The 19544-nt window shown below is 63.5% G+C and carries 14 protein-coding genes and 1 pseudogene; 9 read left to right on the forward strand and 6 right to left on the reverse strand.

Going from position 1 to position 19544, the window contains the following annotated elements; translation table 11 throughout:
- The coding region (locus U5771_RS27145) for an AAA-associated domain-containing protein (protein WP_322026828.1) at positions 1-655 on the forward strand (655 nt) is incomplete at its 5' end.
- 50 nt (positions 656-705) lie between these two features.
- On the opposite strand, the gene U5771_RS27150 is transcribed toward U5771_RS27145, so the two are convergent.
- The 6 genes and pseudogenes from U5771_RS27150 to U5771_RS27180 form a co-directional block, all read right to left on the reverse strand.
- Entirely contained in the window at positions 706-1812 is a 1107-nt protein-coding gene (locus tag U5771_RS27150; RefSeq protein WP_322026829.1) for an ImpA family type VI secretion system protein, read from the reverse strand.
- Entirely contained in the window at positions 1809-2882 is a 1074-nt protein-coding gene (tssG, locus tag U5771_RS27155) for a type VI secretion system baseplate subunit TssG (protein ID WP_322026889.1), read from the reverse strand. Before tssG ends, U5771_RS27150 begins: the two co-directional genes overlap by 4 nt.
- Positions 2882-4771: a type VI secretion system baseplate subunit TssF gene (tssF, locus tag U5771_RS27160; protein ID WP_322026830.1), complete on the reverse strand. Its 1890-nt coding sequence runs from the start codon at positions 4769-4771 to the stop codon at positions 2882-2884. Before tssF ends, tssG begins: the two co-directional genes overlap by 1 nt.
- A gap of 37 nt (positions 4772-4808) precedes the next feature.
- Positions 4809-5381 (reverse strand): type VI secretion system baseplate subunit TssE, encoded by a 573-nt coding sequence (gene tssE, locus U5771_RS27165; protein WP_322026831.1) that lies wholly within the window; start codon positions 5379-5381, stop codon positions 4809-4811.
- Positions 5374-6225: pseudogene (locus tag U5771_RS27170) on the reverse strand (type VI secretion system accessory protein TagJ). Before U5771_RS27170 ends, tssE begins: the two are co-directional and overlap by 8 nt.
- Positions 6222-6872: a TagK domain-containing protein gene (locus tag U5771_RS27180; RefSeq protein ID WP_322026834.1), complete on the reverse strand. Its 651-nt coding sequence runs from the start codon at positions 6870-6872 to the stop codon at positions 6222-6224. Before U5771_RS27180 ends, U5771_RS27170 begins: the two are co-directional and overlap by 4 nt.
- A 539-nt stretch (positions 6873-7411) precedes the next feature.
- Between U5771_RS27180 and tssH the strand changes: the two genes are divergently transcribed.
- From tssH to U5771_RS27220, 8 genes are all read left to right on the forward strand, one after another.
- On the forward strand, positions 7412-10093 hold the full coding sequence (tssH, locus tag U5771_RS27185; RefSeq protein ID WP_322026835.1) for a type VI secretion system ATPase TssH: 2682 nt from the start codon (positions 7412-7414) through the stop codon (positions 10091-10093).
- A 36-nt stretch (positions 10094-10129) separates the two neighbouring features.
- Positions 10130-10669 (forward strand): type VI secretion system contractile sheath small subunit, encoded by a 540-nt coding sequence (tssB, locus tag U5771_RS27190; RefSeq protein WP_322026836.1) that lies wholly within the window; start codon positions 10130-10132, stop codon positions 10667-10669.
- Positions 10670-10696: 27 nt separating this feature from the next.
- Positions 10697-12190, forward strand: a complete 1494-nt coding sequence (gene tssC, locus U5771_RS27195) for a type VI secretion system contractile sheath large subunit (protein WP_322026837.1) — start codon at positions 10697-10699, stop codon at positions 12188-12190.
- Between the two features lie 94 nt (positions 12191-12284).
- Positions 12285-12770 carry an Hcp family type VI secretion system effector gene (locus U5771_RS27200; RefSeq protein ID WP_322026838.1) on the forward strand — a complete coding sequence of 162 codons (486 nt, stop codon included), beginning with the start codon at positions 12285-12287 and terminating at the stop codon, positions 12768-12770.
- 80 nt (positions 12771-12850) lie between these two features.
- Entirely contained in the window at positions 12851-13354 is a 504-nt protein-coding gene (gene tssJ / locus U5771_RS27205; RefSeq protein WP_322026890.1) for a type VI secretion system lipoprotein TssJ, read from the forward strand.
- A gap of 31 nt (positions 13355-13385) precedes the next feature.
- Positions 13386-14732 carry a type VI secretion system baseplate subunit TssK gene (gene tssK / locus U5771_RS27210; protein WP_322026839.1) on the forward strand — a complete coding sequence of 449 codons (1347 nt, stop codon included), beginning with the start codon at positions 13386-13388 and terminating at the stop codon, positions 14730-14732.
- Between the two features lie 71 nt (positions 14733-14803).
- Complete coding sequence (locus tag U5771_RS27215) at positions 14804-17533, forward strand: type VI secretion system Vgr family protein (RefSeq protein ID WP_322026840.1); 2730 nt, start codon at positions 14804-14806, stop codon at positions 17531-17533.
- Between the two features lie 30 nt (positions 17534-17563).
- On the forward strand, positions 17564-19534 hold the full coding sequence (locus U5771_RS27220) for a phospholipase D-like domain-containing protein (protein WP_322026841.1): 1971 nt from the start codon (positions 17564-17566) through the stop codon (positions 19532-19534).
- Positions 19535-19544: the final 10 nt, after the last annotated feature.

Consider the following 19544-nt stretch of genomic DNA (forward strand, 5'->3'; position numbering starts at 1 on the left):
TCTCGTGCTGTCGTCGAACCCGGGCCGCGTGATCGCCGAGATCAAGGTGCCGTTCAAGCACCCGCGCAACCGTCTGGATCCGGATTTCCGCAAGCTCGTCGACGACATCTACGCGAAGATGACCGCCCGCCAGACCAACGAGGCGACGAAGAAGGGGTTGGAGCTCGGCAGCTGGATGCCGCGCGTGTCGACCAACCTGATGGCCGGCCTGATCGAGACGCTCGCGATGGCGCCGTATCACGGCCGCGCGGACATGCCGGAAATTGCCCGCACGCTGCATCTGGAAGTGGATGAACTGTTCCCGATCGCCGAAGTGCTGCAGTACCTCGGCTTCGCGGACGTGCGGGAAGGGGACGTGTTCCTGACGCCGCCCGCGCGCGTGTTCGCGGAGTTCGGTACGCAGGAACGCAAGCTGATGTTCGCGGATCACTTGCTGAAGCACGTGCCGCTGGCTGCACGGATCCGGAAGGTGCTGAACGAGCGCCCGGGGCATCGTGCGCCGCGTGTGCGTTTCGAGCAGGAGCTGGAGGATTTTCTGTCGGACGAGGCGGCCGAGGAAACGCTCGATGCGGTGATCGACTGGGGGCGTTATGGGGAAGTTTTCTCGTACAACGACAAGACGGAAGTGTTCAGTCTCGAGGATGTCGAGAGCTGATCGCCGAGCGCGCATGGCATCGCGTCACGCAGGGCCATGACGAGGTGCGGTCATGAGCCGTCCGCTTCTTCCCACTGCGCGAGAAGCTCCGGCGGAATGGCCTTGACGACATCGACGTAGCGCTTCCCGACGAATTGTTCGGCGCGCTTGAGCAGCACCGGAATGGGGCTGCTCGGCTCGTTCGTCTCGAACCACCGGCGTGCCGCGCAGATCAACGTCAACGCCGCCTGCCGGTCCGTCGGCGCAAGGGGGGCGGGCGCGACGGCGGACGTCGAGGTTGTAAAGGCCGCCTGCTCGTCATCCGGACGTGCCGGCGATGCGGCTGCCGCCAACACCGGCGTATCGCGTTCGTCGGGTTCGATCTCAGGCAACGCGGTGGATCGGGTATCGACCTGCGGTTCGCTTGCCTGAAAGAGCCGGAGCAGGCGAATCAACAGGGAAAAATCCGGCAGATACGTCTCGAGATGCGTTGCGCACCACGTGTCGATGGCAGAGAGGCTCGAGATCGTGTCGTCGAAGGCCTTCATCGTCGACGGCTGCTGTTCGCGCAGGTTCTGCAACTGCAGCGCGACCGAATCGGGCGCGAGCGCATCGACCGGACGCGGATGCGCGAACGCACGCTCGACGTCGCGTACCTGCAGCCGGGTGGCGGTCGATCGTGCCAGGACGATTTCCCGAACGTCGGCCAGCAATCCTTCCGGGTCCGACAGCGCCTGCAATGCGTTCATCCGCATTTCCAGCGCGGCATGGCGATCGTTGTCGGCTTCGGTCTGTGGATGGAGCTGCTCCGGAAACGTCTGCAACCAGGCCGCCAGCAGCCCCGTTCCGTCCGAAAGGCCTGCCACGCCGCCCAGGCGCGTGCGGCAGCGCGCGTGCAGCACGGCGACGCGCATGTCCTTCGTCCGCGTCATCAGCCGCCGGCAATCTCGCTCGATCTCGCTCCAGTTGAGCGGATCGGGCGAACCGACGAAGGCGCCGTATTGCACATCCTGTCTGGGCGCGGTGCCGGCAAACAGCACCACGAAATCATGGTCGTATTCGAGATCCGGACCGCACGGCTCCGTCTCGCTCAGCGGCGCGAGCCAGTCCTCGCGCGGCGTATCCGCGACGGCCGGCCGGCCGGACTTGTTGGGCGTGGAAGACGATTTCTTGCTCATGGTCGATGTTCGGAGGCCGTATCGCGGCGATTGAAATGGCGTGCATGGCGTTCGGGCTCGAAGCGCATGCCGGTGATTGGCTTGTCGGAGGCAGGCCGGCCCAGCCAGCCGGACCAGCCCATTCGTTGCCGGCCGCCCATCACGGCCGGCGGCGCGCTCTCGGGCTTGATGCGAAGCTCGAGTTCCCATTCGAGCTCGTGACCGACGAATGCCCGCACCCACTCGACGAGCCGCGGCAGGTCTTCGCCTTGCGGCGTGAAGCGAAGATACGCGTCGAGATCGACGGGGCCGATCACGATGCGGAACCGGTGCTGGCGATCCGGCGCGACGCGCCCGAGCACTGCCCCCCGGCCCATCGTCGCGGCGGCGCCGGGGTAGCCCATGCGCCCGCAGTCGGCCGGATCGATTTCGATCCAGTGAAAGACGTTTTCCTCGAGGGCGACCGGGACGCCGAAGTAATGCTCGAGCGTGGCGCGCAGCCCGTCCGGATTGCGCGATTCGCGAACGAGATGGGCCGAGGCGGCCAGGCGCGCATGCGACGGAAGGGCGCTTCGGTGGATCTCGGCGATGTCTTGCCCGACCAGGCTGGCGACATAGAACGAGAACTGCTCGTCGTGTTGCCGGTCGAGGCCTGCAGCCGCTTGTGCGGACGCCCACGCACGATAGAACAGCGTGAAGAACCGGTGATGGAAGATGTCGAAGAAGTCGACCGTGGTCGTGTCGCGGCGGCTGCTTTCCCGATCCTTCGCGATTTCGGTCACGTGGATGGGGAGTGGGCCGTTGGGCCCTAGCATGCCGAGGCCGAACAGCCGCACCTTGAGTCGTCCGGCCGTCTCGTGCGCGCTCGCGATTTCCCGCGGCGCGAAGACCAGGCTCGGCTGCTGGCCCAGCCTGAACGGTTCGGCCTGTGGCCGGCGCGCGGTGCCGACCGGATCGATCGCGGGGTTCGCGCCGATCCGCCGCAGCAACGACAGGAATCCGAAGCGCCAGGGCTCGGCCTGCAGGGAGTCGAGCAACGCGGGCGACAGCGCGTTGTCGCGCAGCAGCGCGGGGAGCGTGGCGCGCTTCATCACAGGGCTCCGCGCGTGCCCGTGCGCGCCGGCCAGCGCGCGATCCGGCCGCGTTGCATCGAGTACAGCTCCGTCTGAGTGAAACTGTTGATCGACACGTGCCGCGCGAGCCAATGCTCGAGGATTGCGCCAAAGAGATAGGGGCTTACACCCGAGAAGCCTGTCTCGTCGACCGTCAGCGCGCATTCGATGCCGCGACCGAAGGTCATCGGGCCGGTTCCCGGCAGCTTGCGCGTCACGGGGCGCGTTCTCGCACCCACGAGGCTTTCGACCTGCCGGCCTTGTCCGGCATCGCCATCCACGAGATACAGGCGCAACAGGTCGCGCAGGCCTTGCCCGCCCTCCCGGTGATCGAGCGCTTCGAGCGGCAGATAGTTGAAGTTCAGCAGGCGGATCAGGCGCCACGCCATTTCCCGCTCGGCATAAGGCGGCAACGGTGCGCTCGGCGGGCGGATCAGGCCGATGCTGTCGACCGGCGCGGACTGCGCGGTCTCCAGGTCGTGCACGCCGTCACGCGGCACGAGGGTGGCGAGGTCACGGTTCGTCAACAGCGCCTCCACCGACAGGAAGCGGATGTTTTCGCCATACGGTGCCTCGGCCTGGTCGACGAGCGAGAGAAACACCTCCGTCCCCACGTACGGCGTGCGCGTCCCGTAGCGGCGCGCCGAATCGGACAGCAGGCGCCGCTCGCGCCGCATCGAAAAATAACGGCCGTGGTTGCCTTCGTCGTTGTTCAGCGTCTGATAGAGCGGTCGGAACTCGAGTTCGGAGGACGTCGCGGCGACCTGCCCGTAGACGGCGCTGACCGAGAACACCTCGTAGTCGAGTGGCGTGAGTCTCGCCGGCACCAGGTGAAATTCGGTGTCGCGCGGCGAGATCTCGACCCGGTCGGTATGCTTGCGGAACAGATTGATGACGGGCGTGCAGAAGAGCGCGAAGCGCGATGCATCGACGAGATTGGCGAGCGGCCCCGGCGCCCGGTCGAGCAGCACGACGATTTCGACTTCGCGGCCGTCGACGCGCGAGAAGCCTTCCGCCAGGCCGTTCAACGCAAAGAACCAGAACCGCGCGGGGCAGGCGAAGTACTCGTGCAGCAGATTGTGCCCGTGGAACTTGGCCCAGTTGAGCGGCAACAGGCTTTGATCGGTGCCCAGACCTTCGTGTTCGACCGCATTGTCGGTGACGGCCGCGGGCGGGCGGCCCGGCGTGCCGAATTCGCCGGGCGCACCGATCACGGAAGCCAGGCCGCCCGCATGCAGCAATTCGAACAGATGCGACGCGACCTGTTCGTCGCCCGCCAGATAGACCGGCAGCCGGTCGAGTCCCTTCAGGTCGGCGATCCGCATGTTGCCGGTGGTCGCGAGCCTGATCCGCAGCGCCCCGCGCACTTGCGTGTCGGGCGGGCTATAGCGCTCCAGCGCGGGGATGTCCGGTGGAATGCCGGTCAGCCGCACGTCGGTGATCGCGAGCGGCCACAGCGTGACGTCCTGTCCGCTCGTGAACTGGCAGGCCGTGCGCTCGCCATCGGGAACCTGCGCGGTGAACGCGGTTCCGCGCGCAACGCGATAGCCGTCGACGAGGTTGCCTTCCGACTGCCCGGGGTACAGGCGAGCGATCGAGATCGATGGCGTCGGCGCGACGTAGTTCGGGTAGATCACCTCGAGCAGCCGTTCCGTGAAGCGTGGAAACTCCGCATCGAGCTTGATCTGCATGCGCGCCGCCATGAAGCTGAACGATTCGATCAGGCGCTCCACATAAGGGTCGGCCACTTCGCCGGCCTGCATGCCGAGCCGACGCGCGATCTTCGGATGCGCCTGCGCGAACTCGGCGGCGAGCTCGCGCATGTAGATGAGTTCCTGGTTGTAGTAGTCGAGCAGTCGCGGGTCCATCGGAGGGGCCTCGTTAGGGTCGTGGTGTGCGCCGTGCTCAGCCGGCGCGCATGCCCGTGATCCGGATTTCGCTCGTTTCGAGATCCAGCGAGCTTTGCACCATGAATTCGAGCGGGTACGGATCCATGTGAATCAGGCCGCGCACTTCGAAGGCGAGCACATTGTGATGTTCGCCCGCGGAATCGGCATTGGCATCGGCGTTGGTGCGGGGGGATACCACCAGCGAATCCGGGATCAGGCGCGGCTCGAAATCGCCGATGGCGCGGCTGATCATGCATTCGACGTCGTTCCACTGGCGCGATGCGATGAAGGTGCCGGCGAGCGGCGGCACGCCGAAATTCACGGTCGATGCAGCGGCTTGCGGATGGCGGGCGCGATCGATCCGGTCTTCGATGCTCGTCGTGTTGAGCAGATAGGCGAGATCGCGCTGCACGATATCGCGCATCTGCTTGCGCGTGACCGTGTATTCCTCCGGGGCTTCGGTCTGTCGATGCGGTGCATCGTCGCGCAGGCGGTCGAGCAGCGTCGGCATCAGATGCGAGTTGGCTCGCCGCGGCGTACGTGTGGTCGGTGCATCGGCACCCAGCTGGCGTTTTCGGCGTTCAGTCATGGGCTTGATCCGCGTCGATCGCAACCGGCGTGACGCGCGAGCCGAACTCGGCGTGCGCCAGTTCGAACACGCTGAAGTCGCCCAGGTCCGTTGCCCAGGTTTTCTGTCCGAGCGCGACGACACCGGTGCGACCGATGTCGCGCCAGAGGGTCTCGCGTCCAACGCGCACGGCATCGCTGCCGGTTTCCGAACCCGGATACCGGGCCGGCATGAAGCCGTGGATGAGGCTGCCGTCGACGAGCGTGAGGGTGCAGGGCGCCCAGACCAGATCGACTAGTTGCGCCGGCTGCGACACGCGCCATGCTGCCAGGTCGGCAAACGGCACCCAGCGATAGTGTCCGGCCGTGATGACTTCGCAGACCGGGCCGAAGCGGGAATCGCTGTCCACGATCCATGCGGCATGGCCCTGCGGCGCGACGAGCGGAACGTCCGACGCCGCCTGGAACGCCGCATCACGGAGGGTGTCGGCCTGTTCGACCTGCCTGTCGGCAGCGTGACGGAGCGCGTCCAGCAGTGCGTCGGTCCAGGGCGGTGACGCAAGGACGGCGCCAGGGCGTTCCTGGCCCTCGACCACCTTTGCCCGCCACCGTTCGGCACGGATCAGGTCGCGATACATCTGCGCGGTTCGTGCCTGGCCCGGCTCGAGCTTCGCCCAAACCTGCAGTTGCCGGATCGCGCGCGACTACTCGCCGACGATGCACAGCAGCTGGAACAGCGCCCAGCGATGGGGCGCGGTCGTCGGCTGCGAGCGAATGCGTGCCTCGATACGCGCGATCCGGTCGACGAGCGGGAGGTTGTCCGCATGATGCGTGGCGGGCGTATCGAGGGGGGGAAGCCTGGTCATGGCGGGTCCTTGCGCAAGGGCGCGGCCAGCGGACTGTCCACGGACAGCGCATGGTGCTCGCGCCGAGTAAGCGGTGGAGGCGGTGCAGGGGGGCGGCGTGCGGACTCCGCGTGAAATTCGGGGGGCGCGAACAGATGCAGGATCTCCGGAACGGATTCGCCGTCGGTCACTGCTTCCGCGCGTCCGTCCAGATGACCGAAGGCATCCTCGATCGTGCGCTTGCCGGACAGGAACGTCTCGATCGAGTCGGAACGCCCGGGGGTTTCGCAGGCATGCGTGTCGCGCGGGTGATCCGGTGCGACCTGATGCGGGAGCGTGTCGTCTACCGATGGCGCCCATGCCGAATCGATCGACGCGCCGGGGTCGGTCAGGGCGCGCCAGTACTGCGCATGGAGCGCATCGATCAGCGCGTCGGTGTGGCCGGCGTCGATGCCGGCCGTATCCGCTGCGACAGGCGGACGGGCAGCAGCACTTTCCCGGGTGCCGATACCGAGGAGACCGAGCATGTCGTCGGCGGCGCGTACGGGACCGAAGGCGTCGTTCAGCGACAACGTGTCGGCAACGGGCCGCGAGGGTGCGTCGTCCGGTGCGGGCGCGATGAGCGAGCTGTTCGATTGACGACGCCAGGGCGGGCGAAGGGGGCGCATGAGCAGGTTCGATGGCGAAAGATCTGAGAATCAAATGCGAGTATCGATGAATCTTTCATCTCAAAAAAGCACTCGATCCATAAAATGTCTGAAATTGGATATTGGCTGATTGTCAAAAATTGCAACGGTTAAATAAAAATCCGATTCAAATCAAAAAACTGAAGTCGCTTGTTTACATTTTTTGTCGCGGGATGCCGTCGTTTATCTCTAAATAACAATGGCGTAGGGTGGGGGTGTTTGATGGGCTGTTCGCGGCTTATGCATGGTTGGTCGATGGCGTTTACGCGAATTTCGATGCGATTGAATATAAGACTAGTCCGAATTTTTATTTGATGTGGGTTTTGTAATTAATGCGTTGACGTAATTATTGCTTCGTGCCGATAATGCGGCTCCTGATTCGGGGTGGCCGTCGTTCCCGAATCGGAGAGAGAAGCGTGTTGCGAATGTTCGAGATCTCGTGTGGCAGGGTATCCATCAAGGCGTCCTCATTGCCGTGACGAATTCGTTTGCAACACGCTAACGAACAAAACAAGACCATCATGAACATTTCACGCCAGACCTTGTTCGGCAAGCTCGGGGTCGAGCTTTACCGGGGAATCGAGTCGGCGACGAGTTTCTGCAAGCTGCGCGGGAATCCGTTCGTCGAGCTCGTCCACTGGTTGCACCAACTGCTCCAGCAGCCGGATGGCGACCTGCAGCGAATCGTGCGCCATGCGGATATCGATCGCGATGCGCTCGAGCGGGATCTTGCGCGGGCACTGGCCGCGTTGCCGGCCGGCGCGAGCTCGATCAGCGATTTCTCGTGGCATGTCGAGGCGGCCATCGAGCGTGGCTGGGTGCTGGCGACCCTCGGTCATGGCGATCGTCGCGTGCGCGGTGCTTGGCTGGTCGCGGCGCTGGTCTCGACACCGGAACTTCGGCGCGTGCTCCTCGCCATTTCCCCTGAATTCGGCAAGATCCCCGTGGAAGATCTCGGCGACGTGCTTCCCGCCTGGATCGACGGGTCGCCGGAGGCGGCGGACGGGCCGTACGACCGCAGCGAACTTGCGCCGGCCCTGCCGGGCGAGGCTTCCGGCGCCGTGTCGGGCGCGTCGACGGGCAATGCGCTCGGGCAGTATTGCCTGGATCTCACCGCGCGGGCGCGTGCCGGAGAAATCGATCCCGTCATCGGCCGCGAGCTTGAAATCCGCACCATGATCGACGTGCTGCTGCGCCGGCGGCAGAACAATCCGCTGATTACCGGCGAGGCCGGCGTCGGCAAGACGGCCGTCGTGGAGGGGCTTGCCCGCGCGATCGCAGCGGGCAACGTGCCGCCGAATCTCGCAGACGTACGGCTGCTGAGTCTCGATGTCGGCGCGCTTCTCGCAGGCGCGAGCATGAAGGGGGAGTTCGAGGCTCGCCTGAAGGGCGTGCTCGAGGCCGCGGCAAGATCGGCGGCGCCCATCATCCTGTTCGTCGACGAAATCCATACGCTGATCGGCGCGGGCGGGCAGGCCGGCACCGGCGATGCCGCCAACCTCCTGAAACCGGCGCTCGCGCGCGGCACGATCCGCACGATCGGCGCGACGACCTGGGCCGAATACAAGCGGCACATCGAGAAGGACCCGGCGCTGACCCGGCGCTTTCAGGTGCTGCAGGTCGCGGAGCCGTCCGAGGTGGCCGCGACCGACATGGTTCGCGGGCTCGTGACGACGTTCTCGTCGCATCACGGCGTCGTCGTGCGGGACGAAGCGATCCGTGCCGCGGTGACGCTGTCGCATCGCTATATTCCGTCCCGTCAGTTGCCCGACAAGGCGATCAGCCTGCTCGACACCGCATGCGCGCGCGTGGCGCTGTCGCAGCACGCGACGCCGCGCGCGCTGGACGACGTGCGGCAGCGCGTGGCTGCGGCGCGTGTCGAGGAAACCCTGCTGGTGCAAGAGGCCCGTATCGGCCTGGATGCGGACAGCGCGTTGCATCGCGTGCGCACGCGCATCGACGCACTGGCGACGGAAGAAGCCGCGATCGCGGATCGGTGGCGCGAGCAGGTGTCAGCCGCCCAGGCGTTGCTCGCCGGGCGCGAAGCCGCGATCGAGGATGCCGCGGGCTCGCCGGTATCGGTCGACCAACTGCGCGAACTCGAGCGGACGCTGGCCGCGCTGCAGGGCGATGCGCCGCTCGTGTTTCCCGAGGTCGACGAATCCGTCGTCGCCGAGATCGTTTCGGACTGGACCGGCATCCCGGTCGGCCGCATGGTCACCGACGAGATCGCCGCCGTGCGCCGATTGCCGGCAACGCTGGGTGCGCGCGTGATCGGGCAACGCGATGCGCTGCACCTGATCGGCGAGCGCGTGCAGACCGCACGGTCGGGCCTGACCGATCCGAAGAAGCCGCTGGGCGTGTTCCTGCTTGCCGGCCCGTCCGGCGTAGGCAAGACCGAGACCGCGCTGGCGCTTGCCGAGGCGCTGTACGGGGGCGAACAGAACCTGATCACGATCAACATGAGCGAGTATCAGGAGTCGCACACCGTGTCGGGCCTGAAGGGCGCGCCGCCCGGCTATGTCGGCTACGGCGAGGGCGGTGTGCTGACCGAAGCGGTGCGCCGCCGCCCCTATGCGGTCGTGTTGCTCGACGAAATCGAGAAGGCGCATCGCGACGTGCACGAAATGTTCTTCCAGGTGTTCGACAAGGGATACATGGAGGACGGCGACGGCCGCCATATCGATTTCCGCAATACCACCATCCTGCTGACGAGCAACGTCGGCGCCGACCTGAGCTCGACCCTGTGCGCGGATCCGTCGCTGTCGCCGGATCTCGACGGCCTGCGGGCCGCGCTCGCCCCGGAACTGCTGAAAGTCTTCCCGGCGGCGTTCATGGGACGGGTGACGGTCGTGCCGTACCGGCCGCTGGCCGACGACGCGCTCGCCGGCATCGTTCGCCTGCATCTGGATCGCGTCGTGAAACGCATGGCGGACAGCCACGACATTGCGCTTGCCTACGGCGATTCGGTCGTGAACTACGTCGTCGGCCGTTGCCTCGTTCAGGAGACCGGTGCGCGCGTGCTCATCGGCTTCATCGAGCAGCACGTGCTGCCGCGCCTTTCCGCGCTCTGGCTCGATGCGTTCGCCTCGCGGGCGCCGCTCGCCCGCGTCGCGATCGGCGTGACCGATTCCTCCGCACCGCCTGCACAGGCGCTGACGTTCGAGGCAACCCCTTCTCATCTCGTCGAGCCGCGCCGTTGAGCTCGACATCCGTCAACCCCTGTCAGGAGACTGTTCATGTCCGCTAGCAGTTCGCAGAAGTTCATCGCGCGCAATCGTGCGCCGCGCGTGCAGATCGAGTACGACGTCGAAGTGTATGGCTCGGAGAAGAAGGTCGAGCTTCCGTTCGTGATGGGCGTGCTTGCCGATCTGTCCGGCAAGCATCCGGTCGAGCCGCTGCCGGCGGTGTCGGACCGCCAGTTCCTGGAAATCGATATCGACAACTTCGACGAGCGCATGAAGGCGATCCGGCCGCGCGTCGCGTTTGCCGTGCCGAATACGCTGACGGGCGAAGGCCAGATGATGGTCGACATGACCTTCGAAAGCATGGAGGACTTCTCGCCGGCCGCGATCGCCGACAAGGTGGAGCCGCTGCGCCGCTTGCTCCAGGCGCGTACGCAACTGGCGAACCTGCAGACGTACATGGACGGCAAGTCGGGCGCGGAGGCGCTCGTCACCCAGTTGCTGCAGGACCCGGCACTGCTGAAGTCGCTGGCCGCGGCGCCGCGGCCCGAGCGGCACGAAGCAGGCGCGGCCGATCCGGGCGACGCGAGCTGACCGACAAACCGATCGAGGATGACCATCATGGCAAGACAGCAAGCACAGGCCGTCGAGGCGCTGGCAACCACCCAGTCCGATTTCACGCAGTTGCTGGAGCGCGAATTCCGGCCGAAGACGGACCAGGCCCGCGCAGCGGTGGAGCATGCAGTGCAGACGCTCGCGGAGCAGGCGCTCACGCAGTCGATCACGATCAGCGACGATGCCTACAAGAGCATCGCGGCGATCATCGCGCAGATCGATCACAAGCTTTCCGAGCAGATCAACCTGATCCTGCATCACGACGACTACCAGGCGCTCGAATCCGCGTGGCGCGGCCTGAACCACCTCGTGTCGAACACCGAGACGGACGAGCATCTGAAGATCCGCGTGATGGACGTCTCGAAGGCCGAACTCCATCGCACGATGCGTCGCTACAAGGGGCTGGCGTGGGATCAGAGCCCGCTCTTCAAGCAGATCTACGAGCAGGAATACGGCCAGCTCGGCGGCGAGCCGTACGGGTGCATCGTGGCCGACTACTACTTCGACCACACGCCGCCGGACGTCGACCTGCTCGGCTCGATCGCCAAGGTGGCGGCGGCCGCGCACACGCCGTTCGTGACCGGTGCGGCCCCGTCGGTGCTGCAGATGGAGTCGTGGCAAGAACTGGCCAACCCGCGTGATCTCACGAAGATCTTTACGCAGAACCTCGAATACACCGCGTGGAATTCGCTGCGCAATACCGAGGACGCACGCTATGTCGGCCTCGCGATGCCGCGCTTCCTCGCACGCCTGCCGTACGGCGCGAAGACCAATCCGGTCGACGAGTTCGATTTCGAGGAAGACACGAACGGCTCGAATCACGGCCGCTACGGCTGGGCCAACGCGGCATACGCGATGGGCGTCAACATCAACCGCTCGTTCAAGCAATACGGCTGGTGCTCGCTGATTCGCGGCGTCGAATCCGGCGGCACGGTGGAGAACCTGCCGTGCCATACGTTCCCGACGGACGACGGCGGGATCGACATGAAGTGCCCGACTGAGATCGCGATTTCGGATCGTCGCGAGGCTGAACTGTCGAAGAACGGCTTCATTCCGCTCGTGCATCGCAAGAACACCGATCACGCGACCTTCATCGGCGCCCAGTCGCTGCAGAAGCCGGCCGAGTATCACGACCCCGACGCAACCGCCAACGCGAACCTGTCGGCGCGCCTGCCGTACCTGTTTGCCTGCTCGCGCTTCGCGCATTACCTGAAGTGCATCGTGCGCGACAAGATCGGTGCATTCAAGGAGCGCGAGGACATGCAGCGCTGGCTCAACGAATGGATCATGCATTACGTCGACGCCGACCCGGCGAACTCGTCGCAGGACACGAAGGCGCGCCGGCCGCTCGCGGCGGCGGAGGTGCTCGTCGAGGACGTGGAAGGCAATCCCGGCTACTACCAGGCGAAGTTCTTCCTGCGCCCGCACTTCCAGCTCGAAGGGCTGACCGTTTCGCTGCGGCTCGTGACGAAGCTGCCGTCGATCAAGGAAGCCGCTTAACCATCCGGCAGGCCCAGCAGGGCCGAGCAATCGGATTGCTTCGGCGAACGATGATCGGCCCGTTTCCAATCGTTTAATAAAAGGAGTACTACGCATGGCACAGGACATTTTTCTGAAGATCGAGGGCATCAACGGCGAATCGCTCGACGACAAGCACAAGGACGAGATCGAGATCCTGAACTGGGACTGGGAAATCCTGCAGGAGTCGTCGATGCATTCGGGTAGCGGCGGCGGCGCCGGCAAGGCGACCGTCAGGGATCTCACGTTCGAACACAACATCGATCGCGCGAGCCCGAACCTGATGAAGTACGCGCTGACGGGCAAGCACATCGACCAGGCCGTGCTGGTGATGCGCAAGGCCGGCGGCAACCCGCTCGAGTACCTGAAGCTCACGATGAGCGACGTGATCGTCACGCGCGTGAAGCCGTCGGGCAGCAAGGCCGGCGAGGAGAAGAGCCGCGAGACGGTGTCGCTGTCGTTCTCGAAGGTCAAGCAGGAGTATGTCGTGCAGAACGCGCAGGGCGGCAGCGGCGGCGCCGTCACGGCGAGCTTCGACATCAAGGGCAACAAGGAAGCCTAAGTGCGGTGCGCCGCGTGCGGCAGCGCATTCGTGTTCTCCGCGCGCGGTGCTTATTCGCGCTTCATCGAGGTGAATTCTGCATGCGTTCGATTCTGACTGCCGCTTCGTTCGCCGCCGTCGTGCTGCTTTCGGCCTGTGCGAGCGGCGAACCGAAGCCGAAGGAGCCGGTTCGGCTTGAACTGGCCGTCAAGGCGGCATCCGATGTCAATCCGGACGATCGCGGGCGCGCGGCGCCGATCGTGGTGCGCATCTACGAACTGAAGAACGACAACGCATTCGAGGCGGCGGATTTCTTCACGTTGGAGAAGCAGGAGAAGACGCTGCTGGCCGACGACGTCGTCAAGCGGGACGTGTTCCAGTTGCGACCCGGCGAGCATCGGAAAGTCGTCCGGCGACCCGATCCGGAAACCACCGCCATCGGCGTGATCGCGGCCTATCGCGACCTGCCGAATGCGGTGTGGCGATTGGTCTACACGATGCCCGCCGCGCCCGACAAGGCGTGGTATCGATTTTTCACACCGAAGCTGAAACTGACTGTCGATCTCGAGGCCAAGGCCGTCAAGATCGAGGAAACGAAGAAATGAAACACGTCGCGCAACGAAACGGACGATACGCATGAGCTGGTACGCCAAGGTCGCCTGGCAGGAAGGGCTGTTTTTCAGACCGCAACTGTTCCAGCAACAAGAACGCTACTTCGAAAAGTACGCCCACATGCGCGCGGCGCCGCTGTCGCCGTTTTTCTTCGGTTTCGTGCATTACGGGCTCGATCTGGAGTCGCTCGCGTTCGGGAAAGTGATCGTCAAGTCGGCGGCCGGCGTGTTTGCCGACGGCACGCCGTTCGATGCGCCGGGCAATACGCCGCTGCCGCCGCCGTTGACGATCCGGCCCGAGCACCTCGATCAGGTGATCTATCTGGCCGTGCCGGTGCGCTTGCCGAACTGCGAGGAAACGACGTTCGAGAACACGGCGGATTCGATGGCGCGCTACCAGGTGTTCGATACCGAGCTGCGCGATTCGAATTCGGTAGGCCTGGCGCCCGAATCCGTGCAGCTGTCGAACCTGCGGTTGCGCCTTGTGCCTGAGAAGGAGCTGGGCGATGCCTGGATCGGCCTTGCGCTGACGCGTGTGAAGACCATCCGCGCGGATGGCAGCATCGAGCTGGACGACACCATCGTGCCGCCCGTGTCCGGCTATGGCGCGAGCGATCTGCTGACGAGCTGGGTCACGAAGATCCACGATCTCGCTCACCTGCGTGCGAATGCGCTGTCGCAACGGCTGGCCGGCACCGACGACACGACCGCGAGCGCGGCGACGGTCACGGATTACCTGCTGTTGCAGATCCTGAACCGGTACGAGCCATTGCTGCAGCACATGCTGCGTGTGCCGACCACGTCGCCTGCCGATGTGTACACGCTGCTGATCGCGATGGCAGGGGAGCTGTCGACCCATCTGCGTACGGGCACGCGCCGTCCGCTCGATACACATCCGCCTTATCGACATACGACGCCGCATCTTTGCCTGAAGCCGGTGGTCGACGACGCGCATCGGCTGCTCAATGCCGTGCTCGTACGGAGCGCGCAGAGCATCGCGCTCGAGGATCAGGGGCACGGCATGTGCAATGCGGTGGTCGATCCGGTGGATATGCAGGGTTTCGCTTCGCTGGTGCTGGCCGTGCATGCGGCGATGCCGCCCGATCTGTTGCGACAGCAGTTTCTCGCGCAGGCGAAGGCCGGGCCTTCGGAGAAACTGCCGAGCCTGGTGCGCAGTCATTTGCCGGGCATCGGCATGCAGGTACTCCCGGTGCCGCCGCGGCAGATTCCGTTCAACGCGGGATATATCTATTACGAGCTGACGCAGGGCGGGGCGCTGTGGGAGGAGGTGGTGCGTCACGGTGGGATTGCGTTGCATGTGGCGGGGGAGTTTCCGTCGCTCAAACTTGAGCTTTGGGGCGTGCGCACGTAAGCGGAATGAGGACGAACGGACCGGGAACCGCCGACCGTCGGTGATTCGATCGATTCAACGGAGATATCGGAATGGCTTTGTTTGACGCACCACGAACGTTGTCGGTTTCCGGCGCGGCCGTGCCGATGTACGGTGGTCAGTCGATTCTGACGCCGGTGAAGTTCACGGGCGGCGAGACGATTGGCGAATTGTTCGAGTACGTCCTGGAGCTGAAGACACCGGACGCGCTCGGGTTTTCGCAGAGCATCGCGGCGAACGTCGAGCTTGACGCGCTGATCGGCACGGAAGTGACCGTATCGATCCAGCTCGAGGGCAGCGGACATTTCATTCCAGGTCTCGCCGGTGCTGCCGGAATGGCCAATATCGGCGCCGGCACGCGCGAAATCACCGGCGTTGTCAGCCAGGCGACGATCGTACGTGAAGACGGCCGTTCGATCGTCTATGCGCTTACGCTGCGGCCGTGGCTCTGGCATGCGACCAAGAATTGCGACTGCCGCATTTTCCAGGACATGTCCGTTGTCGAGATCACGGATGCCGTGCTGTCGGTTTATCCGTTCCCGATCGAAAAGCGACTGACGACGCCTCGACCGAACAAGGTATGGCCCAAGCGGGACATTCAACGCCAGCATTTCGAAAGCGACTGGACCTTCCTGCAGCGTTTGTGGGAAGAGTGGGGCATCTACTACTTCTTCGAACATGGCGACGGCAAGCATCGACTCGTGCTTTGCGATTCGATGGGGGCACTGAAGCCGCTCGGCGATGCCTATGCCGAGCTTCGCTACGAACCGCCGACCAGTCGACGGATCGACGAGGAGCATATCCACGATTTCTCGGTGTCGCATGCGCTAACGACGGGCGCGGTGACGACTGTCGACTACGACTATACGTTGCCGCGAGCGAATTTGACCGTGACGCGCGAGGATCCTCGCGAAACGGGTCTTGCCCATCAGGAGCGCTATTCGTGGGGCGATTACGCACAGCCGCAAGCGGGTGCGGCCGGACTCTCCGGCGCTCACAACGAGCCGCGCACGGAAGCGGAATACCTGACGCTGGTGCAGATGCAGGCCTGGCGGTGCCAGGGATTGAGGGCTCGCGGCAAGGGCAACCTGCGTGGCATCGTCACCGGGCAGACGTTCGTGCTGGCGCACTACCCGCAGGACGCGGCGAATCGCGAATATGCCGTGCTTGCCTGCAGGCTCGTGATCGAAGAGATTGGCGAAGCATCAGGGTCCGGCCAACAGTATCGTTGCGAAGCGGACTTCACGGTGCAACCGACCAATGAACCGTTTCGGCTCGCGCGCACGATTGCGAAGCCGCGCATGACCGGCGTCGAGTATGCCGTCGTGACGTGTCCCGAGGGGCAGGAAATCTGGACCGACGCATACGGCCGGGTGAAGCTGCAGTTTCTATGGGACCGGCTGGGAAAGAACGACGAGCGCTCCAGCTGCTGGGTGCGCGTTGCCGGTGCGTGGCACGGCGATCAGTTCGGCGGCGTCTTTCTTCCGCGCCGGGGGCATGAGGTCGAGGTCGCGTTTGTCAATGGCGATCCGGACTTGCCGATCGTCGTGGGCAGCGCGGTGAATGCGTTCAACATGCCGCCGTTCGCGTTGCCGGAGAACCAGACACTCGCCGGTTATCGCAGCAAGGAGGTGGGTGCGCGGCGGGCGAATACGCTGGCCTTCGACGATACGAACGGAAAGATCCAGGCGCATCTGTCGAGTGATGAAGGTTGTTCGCAGTTGAATCTGGGGTACATCACGCGTATTGCGGGGAATGCGGGGCGGCAGGATGAGCGTGGTCGGGGGGCTGAACTGCGCACCGATGGCAAGGCTGCGGTTCGGGGGGCGGAAGGGTTGCTGCTCACAACCTTTAGTCGACCGGCCGCCAATGGCGACGCGTTCAGTGTCGACGAGATCGATGCGCAACTTGCCGAATCTCAGGAGCTTGCGGAGGGGCTTGCGCAGGCTGCTCAGTCCGCTCATGCGAACGACGGAGAGCAAACGAATATTGCCACTTCATTGAAAGCGCAGGCTCAGGCTATTCGTGGCGATGGCAAGCTGAAGCAATTCCGGGATCCTCAGCTTGTACTCGCCAGCCCAACCGGCATTGTTGCAAGTACGCCGGAGCAGCTCCATTTGAGCAGTGGACGTGCCGCGGCGGTGACTGTCGGCACCGACATGTCGATCGGCACGGGCGGTGGCTTGTTCGTGAGCATGCGAAAGGCACTACGGCTTTTTGTCTATCAGGCCGGTATGCGCTTGGTGGCCGCAGCGGGCGACATCGATCTGAAAGCGCTGAAGGACAGTATCAACCTGCTCGCGAAACTCAATGTGACGGTCGTTGCCGACCGGATTCGCATCAGCGCACAGCAGGAGGTGGAAATTAGCGGCGGCGGCAGCTACACGCGCTGGCGTGCCGGGGAGATCAGGAGTGGCACAAACGGAAAATTCGAAGTGCATTCGGCCGGCCGCATCTTCACCGGCCCGGACAACAAGAGCAACCCGCTCGTGCTCGACGCCCCCGAATTGCCGGAAAACCTGCATTTCACACTAGGCGCGCTGCCGGGAGCGGCGAGCAGGTACGTGGACGAACCGTACGAATTGTTCAAGGGCAACGCGAAGATCGGGGAAGGCGTAACCGACGAATTCGGGCGCGTAATCGTGACGAATCATCAGCCGGGAACAAGCGCGTATCGAGTCAAGCTCAGCAACGGCGGTGAGTTCAATCTCAAGGTGCGCGACGCGCTCAATCACGATCCGGAGCATGCCGAACTGCGCTCGAATCGTGGCGAACGCTTGTAACGCGTGCTCGAAACGCTACGGGACAACAACATGGCTGACGACATCAAGACACACAATCCTGTTGATATCGCGATCGACGAGGCCGGGCGCAGGGCGCAAGGCGCTGTGCAATGGATGCTGGAAAAGCGCGAGAAGAATCCGATTACCTACGGCAACGAGCTGCGGTTCTTCGTCTGCGGGCAGGAAGGCTTCAAGGAAATCGAGAAGGATATTCGCGCTGCCAAGGCGACCGTGGACCTTGTCTGCTGGGGGTTCGATCCGGGAATGGAGTTGGTTCGTTCCGGGGGGAAGTGGAAGCGTGGACAAACCTACGGTGAGCTGCTGCACGAAATCACCACTCGAGCGCGGAATCCCGTTCGTGTTCGCTTACTGATTTGGTACGACTCGCTGGCGTCGACCAAACAGAACAACATGCCCGGTTACACCGATGCGAAATACGGGCCGCTTGGATCGCCATACGCCGATCATGCCCGCCACGATTACTGCGTGAAGTGGTGGCAGGATCATCTTCCTTCATTGCAGAGGGCCAACGTAAAGAATTCGAATCTGCAGATCGTCTTGCGAAGCATCGACAGATCCGATGTCAAGGCCTTGATCGACCAGGAGCCGAAGGAGGAGGATCCGCCCGCGTTCGAATGGTACAACCCGGTCGACGAGGCGGGGCTGCTCTGGAATTTTCCGACGCATCATCAGAAGCCGATACTGATCGACTATGCGTATGACGGGGGACGCCATGCGATTGGCTATGTCATGGGCCTCAATTCTGTGACTGACTATTGGGACTGCGAAAATCACCAGATCGATGACGCGCTACGCGAGGCTTGGTCGGACGGTAAAGTCACTGCCGAGCAGAAGCAGGCAAAAGATACGCAGAATCCAGGAAAGCGAACTGGCACGGGGCAATACAAGCAGGCGAGGCCGCTGCAGGATTACGCTTGCAGGGTGGTGGGGCCGGCACTCAAACGTCTGCATCAGAATTTTGAGCAAGGCTGGAACGTGTTCGCCCCAAAATCCTGGAAGACGAAGGAACTGGCAGAACTGCCGCCTCGGATACCCACATTGCCGAAAAATCCAAAGCAGGCAGTGCAGATCGTGCGGACTCAGCCGCACGAGCGGGACAAGAGCATCAAGGAACTGTATTTTCAGGCGACCAGCTACGCGCGCAACTACATATATATCGAAAATCAGTACTTCTACTATCCGGAATTCGCGCGCCATTTGAAGGAGCAGCGGGAAAAGTTTTGTGATGCCTGGGATCGACTCTCCAAGAAGCCGATTGCCGAAGTTCCGAGGCTCCATCTATTCATTGTCATTCCACATCCCGAAGACGATGGAATGGTGCCGCGTACCTTCGACACGCTGACGGAGTTCGGCCATGCCGAAACGATGCCGAATCAAGCCGACCTGGTGGATTCCGGAAAGATGAGTCAGAAATATAAGAGCGCGAAGTACGTCGAGTATGACCTCAATTTGAAGGATGAACACGGCAATCCGCTAAAGGTCAAGGCTAGGCACAAGGTGCTCGATCGTCCGGGCGTGGAGGATCTGGAGCAAACACTCGGTCTGAAAGTGAGCGTGGCGCGATTGCGCACGAGCGGGGTGGTGGGAGGGAAGATGGCGTATCGGGAGATTTATATCCACTCCAAACTGATGCTGATCGACGATGTATTTGTGACGCTTGGTAGCGCGAACCTGAATCAGCGCAGTATGTCGGTGGATAGCGAGATCAATATTTCTGCGACTGGGGAGGAGTGGGCTGCGGAGTTGCGTGAGCGGGTGTTTAGGTTGCATTCGGGGGGGGAGATAAGTGGGACGGGAAAGAGAGATTTAGCGTCAGAAGTATTCGATAAGTGGAATAAAAAAATGGAAAAAAATGCCGATCTGAGAGAGTCTGAAAAGCAGATGAATGGCTTTTTACTGCCATTTGAAGATTATCGAGCTACAACAACCATGCACGCTCGAGTCACTGTTCCGTCAGATGATGGAACAGTGACTGTGTGAGTGGAGATGC

Origin of the sequence: Burkholderia sp. BCC1977 (assembly GCF_905339595.1) — a bacterium.
Classification (GTDB): Bacteria; Pseudomonadota; Gammaproteobacteria; order Burkholderiales; family Burkholderiaceae; genus Burkholderia.